At 50.4% G+C, this 19,999-nt stretch carries 19 protein-coding genes; 2 read left to right on the top strand and 17 right to left on the bottom strand.

Features of this window, described 5'->3' with window-relative positions; translation table 11 throughout:
* Positions 1–354 precede the first annotated feature (354 nt).
* Positions 355–549, bottom strand: a complete 195-nt coding sequence (locus ACFOUO_RS12810; protein ID WP_380705505.1) for a transposase — start codon at positions 547–549, stop codon at positions 355–357.
* Between the two features lie 233 nt (positions 550–782).
* Here ACFOUO_RS12810 and ACFOUO_RS12805 point away from each other — a divergent pair, with 233 nt between their 5' ends.
* Entirely contained in the window at positions 783–1,277 is a 495-nt protein-coding gene (locus tag ACFOUO_RS12805; RefSeq protein WP_380705504.1) for a hypothetical protein, read from the top strand.
* A gap of 41 nt (positions 1,278–1,318) precedes the next feature.
* On the top strand, positions 1,319–2,110 hold the full coding sequence (locus ACFOUO_RS12800; protein WP_380705502.1) for a DUF3238 domain-containing protein: 792 nt from the start codon (positions 1,319–1,321) through the stop codon (positions 2,108–2,110).
* 616 nt (positions 2,111–2,726) lie between these two features.
* On the opposite strand, the gene ACFOUO_RS12795 is transcribed toward ACFOUO_RS12800, so the two are convergent.
* The 16 genes from ACFOUO_RS12795 to ACFOUO_RS12720 all read right to left on the bottom strand — a co-directional run bounded on the left by ACFOUO_RS12795 (position 2,727) and on the right by ACFOUO_RS12720 (position 19,918).
* Entirely contained in the window at positions 2,727–3,605 is an 879-nt protein-coding gene (locus tag ACFOUO_RS12795) for a cytochrome c oxidase assembly protein (RefSeq protein WP_380705501.1), read from the bottom strand.
* A gap of 42 nt (positions 3,606–3,647) precedes the next feature.
* Entirely contained in the window at positions 3,648–4,271 is a 624-nt protein-coding gene (locus ACFOUO_RS12790) for a cytochrome (ubi)quinol oxidase subunit III (protein WP_380705499.1), read from the bottom strand.
* Positions 4,271–6,094, bottom strand: a complete 1,824-nt coding sequence (gene ctaD / locus ACFOUO_RS12785) for a cytochrome c oxidase subunit I (RefSeq protein WP_380705580.1) — start codon at positions 6,092–6,094, stop codon at positions 4,271–4,273. The genes ACFOUO_RS12790 and ctaD (ACFOUO_RS12785) overlap by 1 nt, the downstream gene beginning before the upstream one ends.
* Before the next feature lie 109 nt (positions 6,095–6,203).
* A complete protein-coding gene (gene coxB, locus ACFOUO_RS12780; RefSeq protein ID WP_380705498.1) occupies positions 6,204–7,223 on the bottom strand; it encodes a cytochrome c oxidase subunit II in 1,020 nt (339 codons plus the stop codon).
* Positions 7,224–7,291: 68 nt separating this feature from the next.
* Positions 7,292–8,200, bottom strand: a complete 909-nt coding sequence (cyoE, locus tag ACFOUO_RS12775; protein WP_380705497.1) for a heme o synthase — start codon at positions 8,198–8,200, stop codon at positions 7,292–7,294.
* A 210-nt stretch (positions 8,201–8,410) separates the two neighbouring features.
* Positions 8,411–9,286 carry a sulfite exporter TauE/SafE family protein gene (locus ACFOUO_RS12770; protein ID WP_380705496.1) on the bottom strand — a complete coding sequence of 292 codons (876 nt, stop codon included), beginning with the start codon at positions 9,284–9,286 and terminating at the stop codon, positions 8,411–8,413.
* A 508-nt stretch (positions 9,287–9,794) separates the two neighbouring features.
* Positions 9,795–10,667, bottom strand: coding sequence for a cytochrome c oxidase assembly protein (locus ACFOUO_RS12765; protein ID WP_380705495.1), 873 nt, complete (start codon positions 10,665–10,667; stop codon positions 9,795–9,797).
* A gap of 84 nt (positions 10,668–10,751) precedes the next feature.
* Positions 10,752–11,057, bottom strand: coding sequence for a cytochrome C oxidase subunit IV family protein (locus ACFOUO_RS12760; RefSeq protein ID WP_380705494.1), 306 nt, complete (start codon positions 11,055–11,057; stop codon positions 10,752–10,754).
* 3 nt (positions 11,058–11,060) lie between these two features.
* Entirely contained in the window at positions 11,061–11,690 is a 630-nt protein-coding gene (locus ACFOUO_RS12755; protein WP_380705493.1) for a cytochrome (ubi)quinol oxidase subunit III, read from the bottom strand.
* Between the two features lie 5 nt (positions 11,691–11,695).
* Positions 11,696–13,537, bottom strand: a complete 1,842-nt coding sequence (ctaD, locus tag ACFOUO_RS12750; protein WP_380705579.1) for a cytochrome c oxidase subunit I — start codon at positions 13,535–13,537, stop codon at positions 11,696–11,698.
* 150 nt (positions 13,538–13,687) lie between these two features.
* Complete coding sequence (gene coxB, locus ACFOUO_RS12745) at positions 13,688–14,713, bottom strand: cytochrome c oxidase subunit II (RefSeq protein ID WP_380705492.1); 1,026 nt, start codon at positions 14,711–14,713, stop codon at positions 13,688–13,690.
* Positions 14,714–14,839: 126 nt separating this feature from the next.
* On the bottom strand, positions 14,840–15,778 hold the full coding sequence (gene cyoE, locus ACFOUO_RS12740) for a heme o synthase (protein ID WP_380705491.1): 939 nt from the start codon (positions 15,776–15,778) through the stop codon (positions 14,840–14,842).
* 465 nt (positions 15,779–16,243) lie between these two features.
* Entirely contained in the window at positions 16,244–17,065 is an 822-nt protein-coding gene (locus tag ACFOUO_RS12735) for a hypothetical protein (protein ID WP_380705490.1), read from the bottom strand.
* Positions 17,066–17,180: 115 nt separating this feature from the next.
* Positions 17,181–17,600, bottom strand: a complete 420-nt coding sequence (locus ACFOUO_RS12730) for an anti-sigma regulatory factor (RefSeq protein WP_380705489.1) — start codon at positions 17,598–17,600, stop codon at positions 17,181–17,183.
* A gap of 20 nt (positions 17,601–17,620) precedes the next feature.
* Positions 17,621–19,402 (bottom strand): ABC transporter ATP-binding protein, encoded by a 1,782-nt coding sequence (locus tag ACFOUO_RS12725; protein ID WP_380705488.1) that lies wholly within the window; start codon positions 19,400–19,402, stop codon positions 17,621–17,623.
* A 201-nt stretch (positions 19,403–19,603) separates the two neighbouring features.
* Positions 19,604–19,918: an NIPSNAP family protein gene (locus tag ACFOUO_RS12720; protein WP_380705487.1), complete on the bottom strand. Its 315-nt coding sequence runs from the start codon at positions 19,916–19,918 to the stop codon at positions 19,604–19,606.
* Positions 19,919–19,999 lie beyond the last annotated feature (81 nt).

Below are 19,999 nucleotides of genomic sequence, written 5' to 3'. Positions count from 1 at the left end.
TTGCTCCTCTCTTTCGTAAATATTGACGCCAACTGCGGCTGTCATAGGCTTGATCGGCTACCAACTCCTTGGGGCGATTGTGTGCCCCGTTTCTGCGGAACCCGAACCTGTTTTCCAACGTTTCCTGCGCCACGGTAATTTCGTGCGTCGTACGCTGGTGACATGGATCCCCATTAGCAGGCCGTTTCCATCGGATACCAGAATCACCCTGGATCCCTTCCCCCACTTGGTTTTCTCTCCCCTTTTTTCGCAAAGATTCCGTCCAATCCAACTTCTGTTGCTGATCCATTTGTTACAGGAGCGCTTGCCAAATCCGTTCCCAGGCTCCATCTTTTGACACTGGTTTAAACGACGTTAACAGGTTACGGGGGAGCCGTACTGAGAAGGCATATCGGACCATGTGCAGCCCGTTTTTAGCACGTACAAGATCCCATTCATGGCCTTTCTGTCATCTGTCCTTGGTCGTCCCCGACCTTGTTTAACAAGGCGGTAGAAGGGGCTTGATCGTGGTTCCCACTGTTCGGGAGTTAAATCATGTCGTGTATACACACAGTATAACAACTATCTAATTATTTTTGAATTAGGTTCAAATACACATACTCTTTAGCAAGCTAAAATATATATTGGTTGATTTTTGGTTTTGAATTAGGTATATTGTAGTTATAAAAACAAACCAGTATTTTGGTATAAAGGAGGATGAATGTACTGACTATAAGTGCATACATATGAGCTGTTGTACCTAGATGTCATTTACAATAATAATTTTAATGGGTGGGATATCAATGAAAAAAATATTAGCCTTCATTCTTGTGTTCGTCAGTTTTTTCTTTTTCACAAATAAATCTAATGCAACTGAACCGATTATGGAATATACCGAAATAAATAATAAAATAAATTTAACCAATCCGAAAACGGACTACTATAAAGTCTTTAATAATGGAAATATAGTGTATAAAGGCAGTGAAAGGGTTTGGAATGAAGAATTGAGGAGCGAAAGGGAAAATTACAAAGTAGGAATCTACAAAAAAGGTAAATTGAGTGAAGTTGTTTCCATAAAAACGGGTTCTCCGCAATCAAATGATTTTATTGCAGTGGAGAAAGACCAAGATAAAAATGAACGAAACATGGAAAGGTACATTAACTCCAACATGTTAAAACTGGTTGCTACATCTAAAAGTGTTGTTTTAGAGTGGGATTATCTACCTGATAGAGATGGATATTTTGAAATTTACCGTAATGGAGGATATATTGGCAAAACCAAAAAAATAAATTCGTAGATAACGGAACTTTAAAAGGTATGAATTATGAATATAAAGTAATGGCAAAGACTAGAGTTAGCAAAGATAGGAGGAAGGAAATAAATAATTATATCAAAAATAATTATAAAGAGATGACAAAGGAGAAGAAAGAAAAATTATTCGAAGTAACAGGGACTTTATCAAACAAGATCAGGACACCTGTTAAAAAAGAAAGCTTTTTGAAGCAAGAAGATCTTTTTGTGAAAACACAAGCGGCAAAGCGCTTACCTGGAAGTAAAAATTGGATGAACTATCTTGTACGGTATACAACTTTTATACCTTATAAATCTGTGGAGGATCCCAAACCATTTAATAGTACTTACTTAAAAGGTGATAATAGGGGTTTTGGTTTTTTTGCAAGATCTTTTAGAACTAGGTCTGACATTTATACTTATTTTTCTCCCTCTAAAAAATTTAAGTATGATAAAAAAATTGGGCAATCAGAAAGGTGCAAGGACAAAGACTGTAAAAATGTAATCGAAAAGAAAACAGCCAGTGATAGTGGTATCGAAGTCTTTAAAGATAAGGTAAGCAATAAAGAAATAAAATGGAGAGTAAAGCACGACGTAGGAATTCCCTTTGGTGATGAATATCCAAATATAAATTATTTCTATGAAGCTACACTTACTAATAAACCTTCTCTTGTAGTAAAAGGTGCACATGACAAAGCGCCAAACCATGAGTTCTATATCGCTCTTCAAAACAGCGATGCACCAGTACAAACAATACACAAATACAAGGTGAGTAGCAAATCTGATTTTCTTTTTTTAATCCCTGGGGCACCACAAGAGTTCTTCAATGTCTCTCTGTAAGAGTAACAAACCTGTTTCGGTGTTTTCACACGTTAAGAGGTGTATAGGTATCCTTCTTAAGGATACCTCTCGCCTTATTTTTGAAAATTTTAGGAGTTGGTTTTTTGCTTAAAAAACACATGAAATCAATTCTTTTATCGTCTATTTGTATGTCTTTAACCTATTTAGTGTTGGAATACGGTATCGAAGAATTAATTGAGTCAGAGTCCATATTCGGCAAGTTATTTATTATTATTACTATTTTCTTTTTGTTATTCTCTCTGTTTGCACTGCCAATAAGATTGGTATTAATTAATAAGTATAAATCTTCTGCATTTACCTTTCGATCTTTATCTATATATACAATATTCTCCTTCTTTATTATCTTTCTAATTTTCCCTGTATTTAATTATAATTATAATCCACTTCTGAATGACGAGTTTTATTATTACTCTTTTTCTAGTGCATTCTTCTTCTGGGTTTGGGAGTTTATATATAAGTAAAACCCCCTTTCCCTGACTCCCGCTACCGTGCTTAAGTTCAACTATTGGAACCTAGTTATTCAAAGCTTTGATGTACAACATATCGTAAGAGCCAAGCCCCCTACACAGGAGGCTTGGCTCTTTTTTATCCCCGCTCAACCGCCCTCCTTTTTTCCACCCTCCACAACATGTAAGTGGGAGGCAGAAGGGACTGGTTTCCCGGAAGAAGGGACAGCTTCCCTCTCTTCCTTCTCCCGTTCTTCCCTCACCCATTGGAAGAAGACGTGGGCCAGGGCAGAAGCATAGATGATCTCTTGCAGGACCTTCATGATCACGCCTCCCAGTTGCTGGTCATCTCTGGGAGATAGGATGGGAAATAGGGGATCGCCCCCCGAATAGGAGGCAAAGAGTAAGTGATCGGCAAAGATGATCAGGGCGCAAGCTGGGGTCAGGAGCACTCCGGCGGCGGCGATATAGGCGATTTTTCGCAAGGGGGAAAGAACCGTCCTCTCCTGCAGCGGGGTGACCACCGGCCACCACATGAGGGAAGCGGTCAGAATCAACACCATGTGAGAGAGGAGATGGAGAAGTTCGTCCCCCATCAGCGCATCAAAGATTTGCGGCACATGGTAAAGGGAGAAGAGACCGTTGAATAGGAGGAGGGACAGGAGAGGACGTTGGCCGAGAGCGAAGAACCGTTCCAACCACTGAACCTTCATTCCCCTCCGCCACATCCAGTCGGGAATACCCCGGATCAGGAGGGGAGGCATCATCAGGTAGAGGATCGACTGTTGCAGCATATGGACACTAAACAGCTCGTGGCCGATTAAGGCCATCGGGCTGCCCAGGCTTATGTAGAACAGGGCCAGACCGGTTAAAAAGAGCATTTTTTGTCCAGTGGTAACCGTCTTTAACGACATGGGGCGCCAAGGGCCGGTCGCCGCCAAATAAACGACCCCGAGGGCGACGACAACCAGGTTGAGCCCCAAATTCCACATGCCCGGTGTCAGAAATTGTTTAACCAGTGCATCCATTCTCGGACGCCTCCATTCCCTTTTCCTTGCCCAAATACCCCTTTAGGGCATCATCCCCATCAGGTAGACGACCGTGAAAATGAATACCCAGACCACGTCGACAAAGTGCCAGTAAAGACTGGCCACGTAAAACTTGGGCGCCGTATGGACGGTAATCCCCTTGTTTCTCCCCTGGATAATCAGGGATAGAATCCAGAAAAAGCCGTAGAGGACGTGACTTCCATGAGTTCCCAATAAAAGATAAAAACTGGACCCAAAGGCACTGCTCGTAAAGGTGTGCCCCTCATGGACATATTCGAAAAACTCATAGGCTTCCAGGCCGAGGAAAACCGCTCCGAGGAGAATGGTAACCAGAAACCAGCGGAGCATTCGATCAGCTTCGTTTCTGCGCATAGCGATGATGGCCAGCACGCTGGTGAGAGAACTGGTGAGCAGGACCAGCGTCGACGCAGCCACCATCGGCATCTGGTATAACTCTTGGGGTGTCGGTCCCTCCATGGTCGCTCCCTTGAGGGAAAGGTACGCCCCGAACAGGGTGGCAAAAAGAGTAGTCTCTGCCCCCAGAAAGAGCCAGAAACCGAGCACTTTGTTCTTTCCCTCCAGAGTCGCTTTCTCCGGCTCGGCGGGGAGACCTGCCACGGTACCCGTCTGTTCTTCGATGTGCATCAGCCTTCCACCCCTTTCTCTGTCCATTCATCCGGTCGGATATGATAGCCGTGATCCTCCTGGAAGGAGCGGATAAACAGGATCACAATCACAACGAGCAAGCCCAACACTCCCACCTGCCAGCTCTGAAAAACCAAACCAAAACCAGCGATAAAGAAACCAAGGGACATGACAAATGGGAGATAAGAGGGAGAAGGCATGTGGATGGGGGCCAACGGTTCTGCTGCCGGCATCCGATCATTTCCCTCCCGCTTTTCCAGCCACCAGGGATCTAACCCGCGAATGAGGGGTGTCTGGGCGAAATTGTATTCCGGAGGCGGAGATGAAACCGACCATTCCAGGGTGCGCCCGTCCCACGGGTCGTTCCCTGCCGGCTTCCCCTTGGACAGCGACCACAACACGTTATAGACGAGGAAAAAGACCCCCGCAGTCATCAGGAATGCTCCGATGGAGGAAAGAAGGTTTCCCCACTCCAGATGGTAGCCCGCCTCCCAGGTGTATACACGTCGCGGCATTCCGAACAAACCCAGGAAATGCTGAGGGAAAAACGTGAGGTGAAGCCCGAGGAAAAAAGCCCAGAAATGCCATTTCCCCAGTTTTTCGTTGAGCAGGGATCCGAACATCTTGGGCCACCAATAATAGAGACCCGCGAAAAAACCGAAGATGGTTCCCCCCACCATCACGTAATGGAAATGAGCCACCACGAAATAACTGTCGTGAAATTGGTAATCTGCCGGTGGAACCGCCAGCATCACCCCGGTTACCCCTCCCATGACAAAGGTGACGATAAAGCCGGAGGCAAAAAGCATGGCGGTTGTAAACCGGATTCGCCCGCCCCACATGGTAAACAGCCAGTTAAACACCTTAATTCCCGTCGGAACGGCAATCGCCATCGTTGCAATGGCGAAAATCGTGTTGGCAATCGGCCCGAGACCCACCGTAAACATGTGGTGAACCCAAACCATAAACCCGAGGAAGCCAATCAATACCAAGGCAAATACCATGGAGTGATAACCGAAGAGGCGCTTTTTTGAAAAGGAGCTGATCACGTCAGAAAAGACACCGAAGGCAGGCAAAACGATAATGTACACTTCCGGGTGACCGAATATCCAGAAAACGTGCTGCCATACCGTCACATTCCCTCCACCGTGAACAGCAAAGAAGTTCGTGTCAAAGAGACGATCAAACATCAGCATAAACAGACCTGCAGTCAGAGGAGGGAAAGCGAACAGAATCAGAGCTGAAGTGACGAAACTGGCCCAGGTGAACATCGGAAGGCGCAGATAGCTCATACCCGGAGCTCGCATGTTGATAATCGTCACCAAAAAGTTGATCCCGCTGATCAGCGTTCCAATCCCAGAAATCTGCAACCCTAGTACGTAGTAATTGACCCCCGGGCCGGGACTGTATTCAGGAAGAGCCAGGGTGGCGTAGCTGGTCCAACCTGCATCGGGCGCACCACCAAATAGCCAGCTCATATTGAGAAGAAGCCCACCAGCGAAAAACAGCCAGAACCCAAGAGCATTTAGAAAGGGGAAGGCTACGTCCCTTGCCCCGATTTGCAGGGGAATCACTGCATTCATCAGGGCAAACAGCAACGGCATAGCGACCAGGAAGATCATTGTCGTACCATGCATCGACAATAGTTGGTTATAGATATCCCCGACAATGAATTGATTGTTAGGAAACATCAATTGCAAACGGATCAGGAGTGCTTCCAACCCACCGATTGCAAAAAAGAGACCGCCCCCAATCAGGTACAGGATCCCGATCCGCTTATGATCGACGGTCGTGATCCAGCTCCAGAGCCATGTCTGTTCCATCCGCTCCAAATATCTCTTGTTATAACCGCCGGTCAGGATGGCCGACAGAAACAAGGCGAAAACAATGAGAATAATTAACGTGGTCATGGAAATCCATCCCTCCTTGTCATCAGCTGCTTCCTTTTAGTTCACGAAGATACCGGACAATGGCCCGGATCTGTTTGTCGCTCAGGTGGTCAAATGCGGGCATCCGGTTGCCCGGTTTGACTGCATGGGGATTTTTCAACCAGGCTGTCAGGTTTTTATCGTTGTTATCGATGACACCGGCAATCCGGGTTCGTTCGCTAAAGGCGGTCAGGTCAGGGCCTTTTTTACCTAAGACCCGATAGCCGGCATTCCGAATCGCATGGCAGCCGATGCAGTTCTGAGCCACCAGCTTCTGTCCTTCCCGGGCCATGACACTCTTCCCACGGGAGTCCGGCTTCTTTCTGGATCGGATCCATGCATCGAATTCATCCGGCGGATGGGCGATCACCCGAAAGTTCATCAAGGCATGCCCTGCTCCGCATAGTTCTGTACACTTCCCTTCATAGACCCCCGGTTTATCCGCCTGCAAAATCAAACGGGTATTTTTTCCAGGGCTTAAGTCCTGTTTACCGCCGAGACTGGGCACCCAGAAGGCATGAATGACATCGTGAGCCTTCATGATAAACTTCACTTTTTGCCCTGTCGGAATATGGACTTCATTGGCGGTTGTGACCCCTGCCCCAGGATATTCAAACCCCCACCAGTATTGGTAACCGACAACATTGATGCGGATGGCATCGTCGGGAGCCGGTTTTCGGTCAATGTTCAAGGTGGTGGTAATGGTGGGAACCGCCAGGATGACAAGCAGGACGATGGGGATCACCGTCCACAGAATCTCCAACTTTTTGCTCCCCTCCACTTGTTCCGGGATATGAGTCTGCCCGGGTCTCTCCCGGAAACGGAACACCACGTAAATATAGATGACAGCGACGACCACAGTTACCAGGGTCATGATCCCCGTAGCCAGATAGATCAGATTGAGCTGGGCTCTTCCCACCGGCCCCGTCGGATCGACAACGGATATCGATGGGTTAGCACAGCCCGACTGGGTTAACAAAGCACCCAGTACTCCGGGAATGGCGACTGGTGCAAATCGCTTCATGTTATCGAACCCCTCTTTCTAAAAACCTAGGAACAGCTTCACAACGAATATGGAGAATTCTATCCATCCTACTGGACAAAGAAGATCATCGCCGCCAGCATTCCCGACAGATAGATCAAGGAATACCGAAAGAGAAGCCTGGCCCACCGCTCTTCCCTATCCGGTCGCCAACCTGTCATGGCTAAGAAGAGATAGATCCCCCCCAAGACCAGTGCAACCATGAAGTAGCCCAGCCCCACTACTCCAACAGCGTGAAGCCAGAGAGACACCGGTAAAAGAATGGATACGAAGAACAGGATCTGACCCCGTGTCGCTCGGCTCCCCTTCACCACAGGTAACATCGGAATTCCCGCCCGCTGGTAGTCTTTTTTCTTCAACATTGCGAGGGCGAAAAAATGGGGGGGTTGCCAAAGGAAAAGGAAGGCAAACAGCGCCCATGCTCCAACATTTACCGTCCCGGAGGCAGCAACCCAACCGATCAGGGGCGGGATTGCTCCAGAAAAGCTACCGATCACGGTGTTCCACGTGGTGACCCGTTTCAGCCACAAACTGTAGACGACAACATAGGATAATGCTCCCGAAGCAGCCAATAAGGCACTCTGCTCATTCACTCGATACAGAAGCGTCAACAACCCGCCTGTAGTCAAACCGAATCCAGCCAACAGAGCTTGAGCCGGGGTGATGCGCCCCGTGGGAAGAGGGCGGTAGCGGGTTCGTTCCATCAATCGATCGATATCTCGATCGATCCAGTTGTTTAGCGTACAACTGCCAGCAATCACCAGGGCTGTCCCCCCCAAGGTCATCAAAAAACGAACCCAGTCTGGATTCCCCCCGCTACCCAGCCAGAAACCAGCCGCACAGGCCAATAGGTTAGACAGGATGATTCCCGGTTTGGTCAGCTCCAGAAAGCTTGCGGGCACGGATCGGGCATCCGCCCACTTTCCCCCGGTACCTTCCCGTATATACGGTCCGTTCATGGAACACCCTTTCCCGCCGTCCATCCGACAGCGCACAGAGTCTCATCTCGAATTACGATTCCAAAAACAGCACGGATTTATGTAATAATTGGTGTACTTGGCGAAATGTACACGTCTGATGGACAAAAAAACACGGAGGGTTCACCATCGGTTGAACCTCCGTGTTTTATGCTTCACGCTTTTCACTGTTCGCCTTAACCGGCAGCTGGTCTATGCACCCTTTCTTTTTTCCCGTCTTTGACGGAGGATGGCTCCTACCAGGCAGGTGATCCACAACAGGGAAAGCAACCCGTATACACCGATATGCCATTCTACCGGAATGGCCGGAATACAGAGGAGGAGGGTTTTTGCGTTGGTGATTAGAATTAACCCGCCAACCAGAACACCCAGAATATAGGAAGGAATAATCCTGACAAACCAAGCTGCAATAGGAGCGGCAACTATTCCACCCAGCATTAGTACCCCGACCCAAGTCCAGTTCAATTCTTGCCAGCCCAGGGAGATCAAAAACCCAAGCGTTGCGGAGACAGCTATGGCAAACTCACTCGTATCCACGGAACCGATTACTTTACGGGCTTCCATGCCTTTGCGAGAGAGGAGGATCGGCGTTGTCAACGGCCCCCAGCCCCCACCTCCCGTCGAATCAGCAAAACCGGCAAAAAGGCCGAGAGGGATCGTCCATTTACCCGGTGGGCCCTCCTGAGTGGATCCTTTTCCTGGACGCGAGTAAAGAAAACGAAAAAGAACGTAGAATCCGAGCAGGAACAAAAAAGAGGCAATATAGGGCTTCACGATTTCCCCTGGGAGACTGCTCAAAAAGCAAGCTCCCAGGAAGGCACCGATCGATCCGGGTACCATCAGCCGTTTGACCATGGTACGATCCACATTATTAAATTTCCAGTGCGAGATTCCGGAAGCTGCAGTCGTCACCACTTCCGCCATATGAACGGATGCAGAAGCGACTGCCGGGGCGATTCCAAACACCAGTAACAAGGAAGTGGAAGTCACTCCGTAGGCCATTCCCAAGGAACCATCAATCAACTGGGCGACAAAACCGATCAATGCCAGGACCAGCAATCTCTGCATACACCCTATCCCCCTGAACCTGTCGTTTTCCAACGGACCCCATTTCGTTATCAAGTGAAATCGTTTCAATTGGATTTGACCCGATATGCATCCTATGCAGGAATACCGAACAGGTGCCAGGAACGGGTGCCATGATTGCAGAATTAGAATCATGGGCAAAGCCATCGGCAAAGCGATTCGCCAAACAAAAAGGCGCCGACCCTTTCTTTCAGAGGTCAGCGCTTTCATCCAAACCAAGATTGTGGCTTGGTAGCAGCCAATTTGGGATATTGGACCTTTCAGAGGACTTTTTCGTAGGATAACCAACATCATTTTCTATTTATATCCGTTTAACTACTGCCATTTTTATATTTATCATAGAACATGTTCGTGTGGGTGCCAGTTCCCGATAATCCGGCGCGGGAGATTCAGGAACAGTGTCATTTCCCGGGAAACGTCGCCGCCTGTCGTTTCTTATACAAAAAAAGCCTGGGCAAACGCACAGGCTCTTTCCACTGGTATCTTTTCCTTAGTGGTTAAAGGATACGCTGGAAACATCGGTGTCTTTTTCTTTTTTGCGGGCAGCAAGCTCATCCGCATCCTCTCGGCGCTGCTTCTTCACCCACTGGAAAAAGGTATAACCGAGAACCCCCCCATACGCCAATTCCTGAATGATCTTCATCGCGACTCCGCCTAGGGATTGATCGTCCAGGGGCTGCAGGAAAGAAAATACCTGGCTCCCTCCCTGGTATGTGCTGTATAAAAGTACGTCGGAGAAGGCGATGATAGCACAAGCTGGAGTGAGCAACACGCCGTCGCCAAAGATGTAAGCCATCTTTTGCAGGTGGCTAAGATGGTCCTTCTCCGGTAGCGGGCAGATCACCGGCCACCACATCAGGAAAGCACTGACGGTCAACACCCAATGAGACAAGGACATCAGCCACCCGTAACTCATGACGGTGTCGAAGACCACCGGCAGATGGTAGAGGGAGAAAAATCCGTTAAACAGGATCAGGGTAATCAGAGGTTGGGTGAAGAAATGGAGTACCCGTTCCCGTTTCTTCCCGTTCCAAAGGGGCCGAATCAGCCAAGCAGGCGTTCCGAACAAAAGGAGCGGAGGCATTGCCAAGTAGATCAGAGCCATCTCCGTCATATGGGCGCTGAAGAGCAGAGGGGCAAAAGCCTGCACTGGACCTGTAGCCAAATAATAGATCAGCAGCCCGCAGACAAAAGAGATTTTCTGGCTAATCTGTACCGATTGACCCGCCCCGCCAATCCGGTCCTTCCAAGGACCGATGACCGCAAAATAAAGAACGGCCAGAACCAAGGTTATGAGAAGGGTACCAGGGCTTAAAATACCCCAAAAATCTGGAATTGTCGGGTCTCCATGGTGTTGATGCATGGAAAGCTCCTCCTTTCCAGCGGTTTTCTCCGCAAATATGGGTCTCCCCCTCGCCGAAAGCAAGGGGGAGATGCCCGACTTTCATCAGGAGATCAGCCAGAGGGCAATCGCACAGATGAGGCCGATTCCAAGTCCGGTAAAGGTGAACATCACCGTTAGCCAATTGTTTTTCAAATCTAGATGCATGAAGGTAAAAAGCTGCAGAATCACTTGAACCGCGGCCAGAGCGATAATAAATGGAATCACCATCGCATCGGGAATGACTTGAAGCATTACGGCCGCAAATGCAGCAGCGGTCAAGAGAATCATCCAGACAAAAGACATCACGTATTTGGTGCCGCTAGGTGCTGCATGCGTGGTTTGTGTATTCTGTTCGATATTACTTTCCATCGGTTAACCCACCTTCCCCATCAGGTAGACGACGGTAAAGATGAACACCCAGACCACATCGACAAAGTGCCAGTACAAGCTGGCAACATACAACTTCGGAGTGGTCTCCAGCGTGAGGCCTCGGCGGGCCACCTGAATCATCAGCGCGGTGATCCAGCTGATCCCGAACAGCACGTGAGATCCATGGGTGCCGATCAAGGTGTAGAAGGCCGATCCGAAGGCACTGCCGGTAAAGGTGTGCCCTTCATGGACATACTCGAAAAACTCGTAGATCTCCAACCCGAGGAACGCGGCTCCCAGGAGTACCGTCGCCCCGAACCAGAATTGTGTCTTCTTCACATTGTTCTGGTGCATCCCCACAATTCCCAGCACGCTGGTCAGCGAGCTGGTGAGCAGGAGCAAAGTGGCAACGGCCACCATCGGGATATTGTACAGTTCAGCCGGGGTAGGGCCGTCCAAAGTGGACCCTTTCAGAGCCAGATAGGTGCCGAACAGACAGGCGAACAGCACGGTCTCCGCACCGATGAGCAACCACATTCCCAGAACCTTGTTGCGCCCTTCCAGTGTGGCTTTCTCCGGATGGGGAGGGAGCGGCGCAGATGTCCCCGCATGTTTCACTTCTGCAGTGTTCATCGTGCCTACGCCCCTTTCTGCGTCTTTTTAATTTCATCCAGTTCGATGTGGTAACCATGGTCTTGTTCAAAGGAACGGAGGAACATGGTAAGCAACACCACGATCAAGCCCAAGACCCCGACTTCGACGGAACGGAAGACGAAGCCCAAGCCGGAAACAAAAAATCCAAGGGTCATGACAAAAGGCAGATGGGTAGAACTCGGCATATGGATGGGGGCCAAGGGTTCAGCCGGCTCCATTTCCTTATTACCTTCCATCTTCTCCTGCCACCAGCAATCCAAGGAGCGTACTCGAGGCAGTTGGGCGAAATTGTACTCCGGCGCCGGGGACGGGATCGTCCACTCCAAGGTACGACCATCCCAGGGATCATTGTCGGCGGCCAATTCTTTACGGTTACGGTAGCTAACTACGAAGTTGACCACCAACACAATGGAGGCAATTCCCATCAGCACAGCTCCAACCGTACTGATTTGGTTGAAGAGGGTGATTCCATCTTCAGCCTGATAGGTGAAATAACGGCGCGGCATCCCGTACAGCCCGATAAAGTGTTGGATGAAGAAGGTGAGGTGGAACCCGATGAAAAACAACCAGAAGTTCCATTTCCCCAAGGTTTCGTTCAATTTGTAACCGAACATCTTGGGCCACCAGTAGTAGAGACCCGCCAAGATACCGAAGACCGTACCGCCGATCAGTACGTAATGGAAGTGAGCCACAACGAAATAACTGTCATGGTACTGATAGTCAGCGGGAGGCGAAGCCAGCATGATACCGGTCACCCCGCCTAGTACGAAGGTGGGGATAAAGCCTACCGCATAGAGCATCGCTGTCGAATAGGTAATTTTTCCGCCCCACATGGTAAACAGCCAGTTAAACACCTTAATCCCCGTCGGAACGGCGATAGCCATTGTCGCGATAGCAAAGATCGAGTTGGCCACAGGCCCCATACCGACGGTAAACATATGGTGAGCCCACACCATGAAGCCGAGGAACCCGATCAGGAGCGTAGCGAACACCATGGAGGTGTACCCGAAGAGACGCTTTTTGGAAAAGGTGGAGATGATATCGGACATGATCCCGAAAGCGGGCAGAATAACAATGTACACTTCCGGGTGGCCGAAGATCCAGAACAGATGCTGCCAGATCACCGGGTTGCCCCCAAGGGCGACATCGAAGAAGTTAGCCCCGAATAGCCGTTCGAACATCACCAGGAACAGCCCTGCCGTCAGCGGAGGAAATCCAAACAGGATCAACGCGGAAGCAACGAAACTGGTCCAAGTGAACAACGGCATACGCAGAAAAGTCATCCCCGGCGCACGCATGTTAATGATGGTGGCAATGAAGTTCAAACCGCCCATCGTCGTCCCAATCCCCGATATCTGCAGGCCCAGGACATAATAGTCAATCCCGGTACCTGGACTGTACTCGTTGAGAGCGATGGGAACATAGTTGGTCCAGCCGGAATCCGGCGCACCCCCGAACAGCCAGCTGAGGTTCATCAGAAGACCACCGGCGAAGAACAACCAAAAACCGAGGGAGTTCAGGAAGGGAAACGCGACATCCCGCGCCCCGATCTGAAGCGGTACCGCCACATTCATAAAGGCGAACAGAAGCGGCATCGCAACGAAGAAGATCATGGTGGTGCCATGCATGGACAGCAATTCGTTAAACGTGCGGCCCACGATGAAATCGTTATCGGGGTAGAAGAGTTGCAAACGCATCAGCAGGGCTTCAATCCCACCGATGACAAAGAAGATACCGCCGCCGATCGCGTACAAAATTCCAATTTTCTTATGATCGACCGTCGTGATCCAATCCCAGAGCCAGTGGGACCGGAACCGGTCCAACATTTGCTTGTTGTAGCCCCCGGTCAGAATCGCCGCCAGGAACAAGGCGAAGACGATCAAGGTAACCAGTGTAGCCAAGGGTGTTCCCTCCTCCGTTCCAATCGGATCTGCAACCATATCCCCCTCGGGGAAAATAGTTGCGGTCTGGATGCCTTATTCAAGGCTCCTTAGATACTCCTGCAGAGAGGACATATCTTTCTTGCTCAGATGGGAGAACCCGGGCATGTAGGTCCCTGGTTTGAGACTCTGAGGATCTTTCAGCCACTGATCGAGGTTCTCCTCGTTGTTTTCCATCAGGCCGGCCACTTTCTTGCGCTCGCCGAACCCGGTTAGGTTAGGGGCTTTATCCCCTTTGACCTTCAGGTTTGTGCCATCGATCGCGTGACAGCTCATACAGTTCTGACTGAAGACTTTCTTGCCTTCTTTCTGTGCAACTGTCTGCGGTTCGGAGGAAGGCTTCTTCCGCTTTTCTACCCACTTGTCGAAATCGCTGGGTTTCTCTGCCACCACCTGGAAGTTCATCAGCGCGTGGCTGGCTCCGCACAATTCGGCGCAGCGCCCTTTGTAAGTACCGGGTTTGTCCGCATCCAATTTCATCCTGTTGATCCGGCCTGGTACGAGGTCGGTTTTACCAGCTAGGCTCGGAACCCAGAAGGAGTGAACGACATCATCGGACTGCAACTCCAGGAAGACTTTCTTACCCGTCGGAATATGGAGCTCCTGGGCCGTTTTGAAACCGTATTCCGGATATTCGAACTCCCACCAAAACTGGTGCGCCGTCACCTTCACCTTAACAACGTCATCCCTCTGCTCTTTGGGAGCTTTTTCGGCTAGGGAGAAGGTCGTTTGCAGTGTTGGAACCGCCAGGATCACCAGCAAAATGATCGGGATGACAATCCAGAGCAACTCCAATTTCATATTCCCTTCTACTTGCTCAGGTATGGTGTTGTCCCCTGGCTTTTGTTTAAAGCGGATAAGTACGTAGAAATAGATCGCGAAGACGACTACGCAGACGAAAACCATGATGTAAACGCTCAAATTAATAAGCGCGAGCTGCTCTTTCCCGGCCCCGCCCTGGGGGTCGAGCACATTCGACATCGGTTCTTCGCAACCGGTCAACAAAAGGGCGAACATGGTGAAAACAAAGAAAATCCGCCCAAAATATTTTCCTCGACTCATACCCCTGTAACCCCGCTTTCTCTCATCAGATGGATCAGCCGATCACTATTTTATATATGAAAACGCCGTCAGGCTATTGGGAAATAAAGCCGAGCGGCAAAGATACCGCTCAGCTTTCCCGATTTATCAGCCCAAAACGGCAGGATCCAAAAACATGGCAACTTGCATCAAAGTCAGGTAAAACAGGGAATAGAGGAAAAGCCTCCGCGCCCATGCCTCGTCATCTTTCGATGAATACCCCGACAGAGCCAAATAAATGAAGCCGCCACCAAGGACGATAGCCGTCCCGAGATAAATCCAGCCGACCACTCCCGCTGCATAGAGCAGCAACGAGGCAGGCAAAATCAGAATCACGAAGAAAAGCGTCTGCCGCTTCGTCTCTGCAAAACCCTTCACCACAGGAAGCATAGGAATCCCAGCTGCCCGGTAGTCCTCCGTCTTCATCATCGCCAGGGCAAAGAAGTGGGGCGGCTGCCAGACAAACATAAACAGAAACAGCACCCAAGCCGGCCAATCCAGTCCACCGGTCACAGCAACCCAGCCGATCATCGGCGGTACGGCCCCGGATATGCTCCCGACTACGGTATTGAGCGGCGTCGTTCGCTTGGTCCAGGCCGTATAGACGAAGACGTAGACAAAAAAGCCTACGGCTGCCAGCAAAGCAGAGAGCGGGTTAACCAATGCTACCAATACAGCTACCCCGGCCAGTCCCAGAATGAGGCCCATCCATAGCGCTGTTTGGGGTCGGATACGACCTGTAGGAACAGGCCGATCTTTCGTCCGGGCCATGAGCGGATCGATATCCCGGTCGATATAATTGTTGACGGCGCACCCTCCAGCGATAACTAAGGCTGTTCCCAGCAAGGTAGCCAACAACAGACCGAAATCGAAGGAATGGTGCCCGGCCAGCCAGAAACCAGTAAATGCAGCCATTAGGTTGGACGCGTTGATTCCCGGTTTGGTCAGTACCCAGAAATCCCTCCACGTAGCTCGTCCCGAGACCCCGGATCTCGCCTCGCCGGTTAGAAACCCTGCCGAGGGTTCTTGTGTCATTGGTCGTTCCACGGTACCCCTCCTTTCTATGGACCGGGCCCAAAGAGAATCGAATATACTGCCCCGCAGGTACCCGCGGATTCTCATTCATCTCAGTTGGGAAAGACCGCAAAAAAACTGCGCTGGAAAAACCCCGTCCATGTCCTTCAAAGGACAGGGCCCCAGCGTGTTAGGCCGGGGTCGGAAGCGTCGAAAGGCTTCGCGGTCTGTCGACACCGGCTTATGCTAAATTTAGTCAAGACTACGAAGGCATGATGGGGTCTTCCCCATCATTTAGCAGAGTGTATACAATAGATGGCAGTATAGCTCAGTACCATTTTAGATGTATCTTCCGATAAGCGTCAAGAGCGGCCCTAAAAGGTTCATAATATAGATACATACACATTGGAAGGGAAAAAACGCTGTCGAAAAGAAGCCATATAAAAACCGTCCCCTACCCAGGACGGCGAGGTTATTGACAAAAATCCCATCGGATAGTCAGTGCAAACCGGTATCGATGATTTCCGGATGACGAAGCTCCAGAAGCCCTCTCAGCCGCAGAATCTCTTCGACGGAGCCTTCAACGACGGCGCCATATACCCGTAAGGGCCCCGAAGCCAACAATTGCCTGTGATGGGCTGGATCAAAGGTTTCACCCAGCCACTTCACTGGACGACTCTGCTCTCCCAATGTTTCCATCAGCAAACTCCGCCGTTTCGGCAAGTTGGTTGGGGTGATCCCCCCCTCTTCTCCGGCTGGAATACCAAGGGGATGGGCCAAATGCGGCCCGGATGCTTCCCAGATCGGCATCCACTCCACGCGGAGCCGATAGGGAGACAGCATATCGAGTAGCCCTTCCGGCGAAACGGGGTGGCGGGTAGAAAAAGAGAAGCGAACCCGCGCATGGGGCGGCATTTCCTCCAGGGCCATCCAGACGGCGGCCTCCTTGCTCTCCGGTTTTCCGCGGATGTTCGGCGGTGTAAAGCGGGGTAAGGTATTCGCATCCATCCGAAACAGACGGATTTCCGAAGAGAGGCCCTGTCTCCTCTCCAACAGCGTTCCTTCAAACCGCCACCTTCCCGACCGGCGGGAAAACAGGGAGATCTCGGTATCTCGTATGTAAAAAGGAAACCAACTTCTGTGTGTGACTTGGCCCCGGGCTTGCAAACCGGGCATCAGCAAGGGAGCGAAAGCCGTTGCCTCTTGTCCCGGCTTTCCACGCACCCAAAAATCCTCCACCTGACAGAAGACGGAAAAAAGAAGCAACAGCACGATCAGCCAACGTGCTATGCTTTTCAACTGTTCTACCGCCTTCTTCATCCCTCCATCCCACTCCTTCGTGCCTGTCTCCTTATAAAAGCTTATGCCGGGGACGTAGAGGACAGAAGGAGGGTGAAGAGTTATCCATTTTCGTTCTCCATCGGTTGTGGATATCTTAGTCGGAGGGCCTCAGGTCGGACTCATCTTTCCATTTCGTTACAGATACATAGGTTCCCTTTCCGTCCACCGCACGAATAGAGAACTCATCCATCAGTTCCCGCACTTGCTTCAGTCCGTATCCTTCCATGGAAGTAGGGGATTCAGACAGGCGGATAATTTGATCTAGATCTTCGATGCCTGGCCCGAAATCCTGCACGATAATCCGAATCCCTGCTTTGCCCTCTCCCTGGACTGATTCCACCTGAACCATCCCCTCCACTGCGTGATGAACGACGTTACTGGCCAATTCAGATACCGATTGCACGATACGGGCCTGGTTCAATTCGCTGAACCCATGTTCCCGGGCCAGTTCCCTCACCGACTTTCGAATGGCAACGATATCCCATTCGTATTTGATCGGGAATGACTTTTCCACTCGTTTCTCCTCCCAATGGTTCAAGGTGCTCCGGTCGTATGACTGGCCGGTTCCCCTGCCCCTTCTAGATTTTGCACACTGAAGAGACGCGCATACCGACCGCCAGCGTTCATCAGTTCCCCGTGGCTTCCCTTTTCCACGATTCGACCGTTTTCTATGAGATAGATTCGGTCGGCGTGGGTGATCGTTGAAAGGCGGTGGGCCACAATCAGCGTCGTTCTATTTTCCGCTAAGCGGTTGAGAGATTCTTGGATCAACTGCTCGGATTTCAAGTCGAGAGCGGAGGTAGCTTCGTCCAGGATGAGGATTGCCGGATCTTTCAGGAAAACACGGGCGATGGCGACCCGTTGTTTCTGTCCTCCGGAAAGTTTCACCCCTCGCTCGCCAATCTCTGTCCTGTACCCATGAGGGAGTTCAAGGATGAAATCATGGGCATTGGCTGCCCGGGCAACCGCCTCCACTTCCTCCATGGAGGCGCCTGGCTTCCCCATCCGAATGTTGTCCAGCACACTTCCGCTAAACAGGATGTTATCTTGGAGAACGATTCCGATCTGTTCTCGCAAACTGGCCAGGGTCCAGTCACGTACATCTCGTCCGTCCACCATCACCTGTCCTTCCTGGACATCGTAAAACCGGGGTATAAGAGAAACGATGGAGGACTTCCCCCCGCCGCTCATCCCTACAAGCGCCACCGTTTGTCCCGGCTTAATCTCCAGATCCACTCCTTTCAGCACTTCTTCTCCACCCTTCCCATAGGAGAAACGAACATCATGAAAGGCGATGGCGCCCCGGGCACGGCCTAGCTCACCCGCTCCAGCCTGGTCTTTGATATCGTATGGCTCATCCAATAGTTCGAAAACCCGGTCCATCGAGGCTAGAGACTGAGTGAGGGTCGTGGACGCGTTAACCAGTCTCCGAACCGGTGAGTAGATCAGGCCGAGATAACCGTAAAAGGCCGTCATCTCCCCGATGGTTACATCTCCCTCAATCACCTGGTACGCAGCAAAACCGATGAGGAGGATCGGTGCGATATCCGTAATCGTATTGATGACGGCGAAGGTTTTCCCGTTCCAACGGGAATGGGCTAGGGCACGATCCAGGAAATTGCGGTTCTGCACCTGAAACTGCTCCTGTTCGTGCTTTTCAAGGTTGAAGGCCCGGATCACGGAAACTCCCTGGATCCGTTCATGCAAATGTCCCTGCATTTCAGCCAGCGCCTGGGATCGCTCCCTGGTCAAATGGCGAAGCCGTTTGTAGAAATATTTGACCGCCACCCCGTATAGCGGAAAGACTGCCAGAGAGACGAGCGTCATCCCCGGATCCATCCAAACCATGATCCCGATGGCGATAAAAAGAGTAATCATATCCAGCCAGATGTTCATCATCCCCGTCACCACGAATTCTTTTGTCTGTTCCACATCATGGATGACTCGAGAGATGAGCTGCCCAACTTTCTGGTTGTTATAAAAACGAAGCGAAAGCTTCTGCAAGTGGGCAAAAAGACGGCTGCGGACGTCAAACAGCACTTTACTCGCTGTCCACTGCGCGAAATACTGTCGATAATATTCAATAGGCCAACGCAAAACCGTAAATACAAAAAAAGAACCTGCCAAGACCCAGAACAAGCGATCCAACTTCTCCTCCGTAGGGCGATCCGTCAATAACAGGTCATCGACAACATACTTCAGGATCAACGGCAGGAGGAGGGGAATGCCGAACTTGAGTACGCCAACAACCATGGTCGTTGCGATTTCTTTTCGATAGGGTCGTATAAAACGAAGGTATCTCCGAACACTCCCCAATAGCTTTCATCTCCCAATGACAAAAAATCTCCCCGCCCCGTTCTGATCGAACCCCTCTATTATACAAAAGGGATAGGCGATCATCATCACACGGCCTTCGATAAGGTCGTGTAATCCTTTTAACCTCTAAACGCTTTTTTGAGAGAGAGGGATTCCTCGGGTTCCAAGGTTGTTACCTTTCCCCCTCGTATCAACCAGATCCTACTCATCGATGGATTTGCCGATAAATTCTTCCTCCACCAAAACCATGCTAAGATCCAGACCAACCCGGATGCATTCCTCCCGCTCTCTCCGGGACAGCGGATCCGCTGCGACGTGCTTCTGGATTTCTTCGTAATGAGAGAGGCCGGCATATTGCCAAATCGCCGTCACCTCAGTCTTACCCTCGTTGGTCCATCGACCAACCAGTTTCGCTCCGTATTTCATCTGAACCGGATGGACGAATCGATTGAAATAATGGTTGAAGTCGTCGGCCATTTCCGGCGGGATCTTGTAGACCCTTTTGCGGAATAGCATGGAGTACCCCTTTCCCCCATCCATCCACCCCCTGCTCTTAAGACCTTATCCTAATGATGGAAAGGAAGGCAAGTTCATCGA

The organism is Salinithrix halophila, from assembly GCF_042650125.1.
GTDB classification, from domain to species: domain Bacteria; phylum Bacillota; class Bacilli; order Thermoactinomycetales; family DSM-45169; genus Salinithrix; species Salinithrix halophila.
The sequence above is the reverse complement of the archived record's forward strand: the minus strand, read 5'-3'. Positions and strand labels throughout refer to the sequence as shown.

Excerpts from the sequence above, each read along its gene's own strand:
- coxB (WP_380705492.1), bottom strand. The coding sequence starts at position 14,713 with ATGAGTCGAGGAAAATATTTTGGGCGGATTTTCTTTGTTTTCACCATG.
- ACFOUO_RS12755 (WP_380705493.1), bottom strand. The coding sequence starts at position 11,690 with ATGAACACTGCAGAAGTGAAACATGCGGGGACATCTGCGCCGCTCCCT.
- ctaD (WP_380705580.1), bottom strand. The coding sequence starts at position 6,094 with ATGGAACAGACATGGCTCTGGAGCTGGATCACGACCGTCGATCATAAG.
- ACFOUO_RS12790 (WP_380705499.1), bottom strand. The coding sequence starts at position 4,271 with ATGCACATCGAAGAACAGACGGGTACCGTGGCAGGTCTCCCCGCCGAG.
- cyoE (WP_380705497.1), bottom strand. The coding sequence starts at position 8,200 with ATGAACGGACCGTATATACGGGAAGGTACCGGGGGAAAGTGGGCGGAT.
- ACFOUO_RS12760 (WP_380705494.1), bottom strand. The coding sequence starts at position 11,057 with ATGGAAAGTAATATCGAACAGAATACACAAACCACGCATGCAGCACCT.
- ACFOUO_RS12735 (WP_380705490.1), bottom strand. The coding sequence starts at position 17,065 with ATGAAGAAGGCGGTAGAACAGTTGAAAAGCATAGCACGTTGGCTGATC.
- ctaD (WP_380705579.1), bottom strand. The coding sequence starts at position 13,537 with ATGTTGGACCGGTTCCGGTCCCACTGGCTCTGGGATTGGATCACGACG.
- ACFOUO_RS12800 (WP_380705502.1), top strand. The coding sequence starts at position 1,319 with ATGGCAAAGACTAGAGTTAGCAAAGATAGGAGGAAGGAAATAAATAAT.
- ACFOUO_RS12770 (WP_380705496.1), bottom strand. The coding sequence starts at position 9,286 with ATGCAGAGATTGCTGGTCCTGGCATTGATCGGTTTTGTCGCCCAGTTG.
- ACFOUO_RS12795 (WP_380705501.1), bottom strand. The coding sequence starts at position 3,605 with ATGGATGCACTGGTTAAACAATTTCTGACACCGGGCATGTGGAATTTG.
- ACFOUO_RS12720 (WP_380705487.1), bottom strand. The coding sequence starts at position 19,918 with ATGCTATTCCGCAAAAGGGTCTACAAGATCCCGCCGGAAATGGCCGAC.
- ACFOUO_RS12765 (WP_380705495.1), bottom strand. The coding sequence starts at position 10,667 with ATGCATCAACACCATGGAGACCCGACAATTCCAGATTTTTGGGGTATT.
- ACFOUO_RS12805 (WP_380705504.1), top strand. The coding sequence starts at position 783 with ATGAAAAAAATATTAGCCTTCATTCTTGTGTTCGTCAGTTTTTTCTTT.
- coxB (WP_380705498.1), bottom strand. The coding sequence starts at position 7,223 with ATGAAGCGATTTGCACCAGTCGCCATTCCCGGAGTACTGGGTGCTTTG.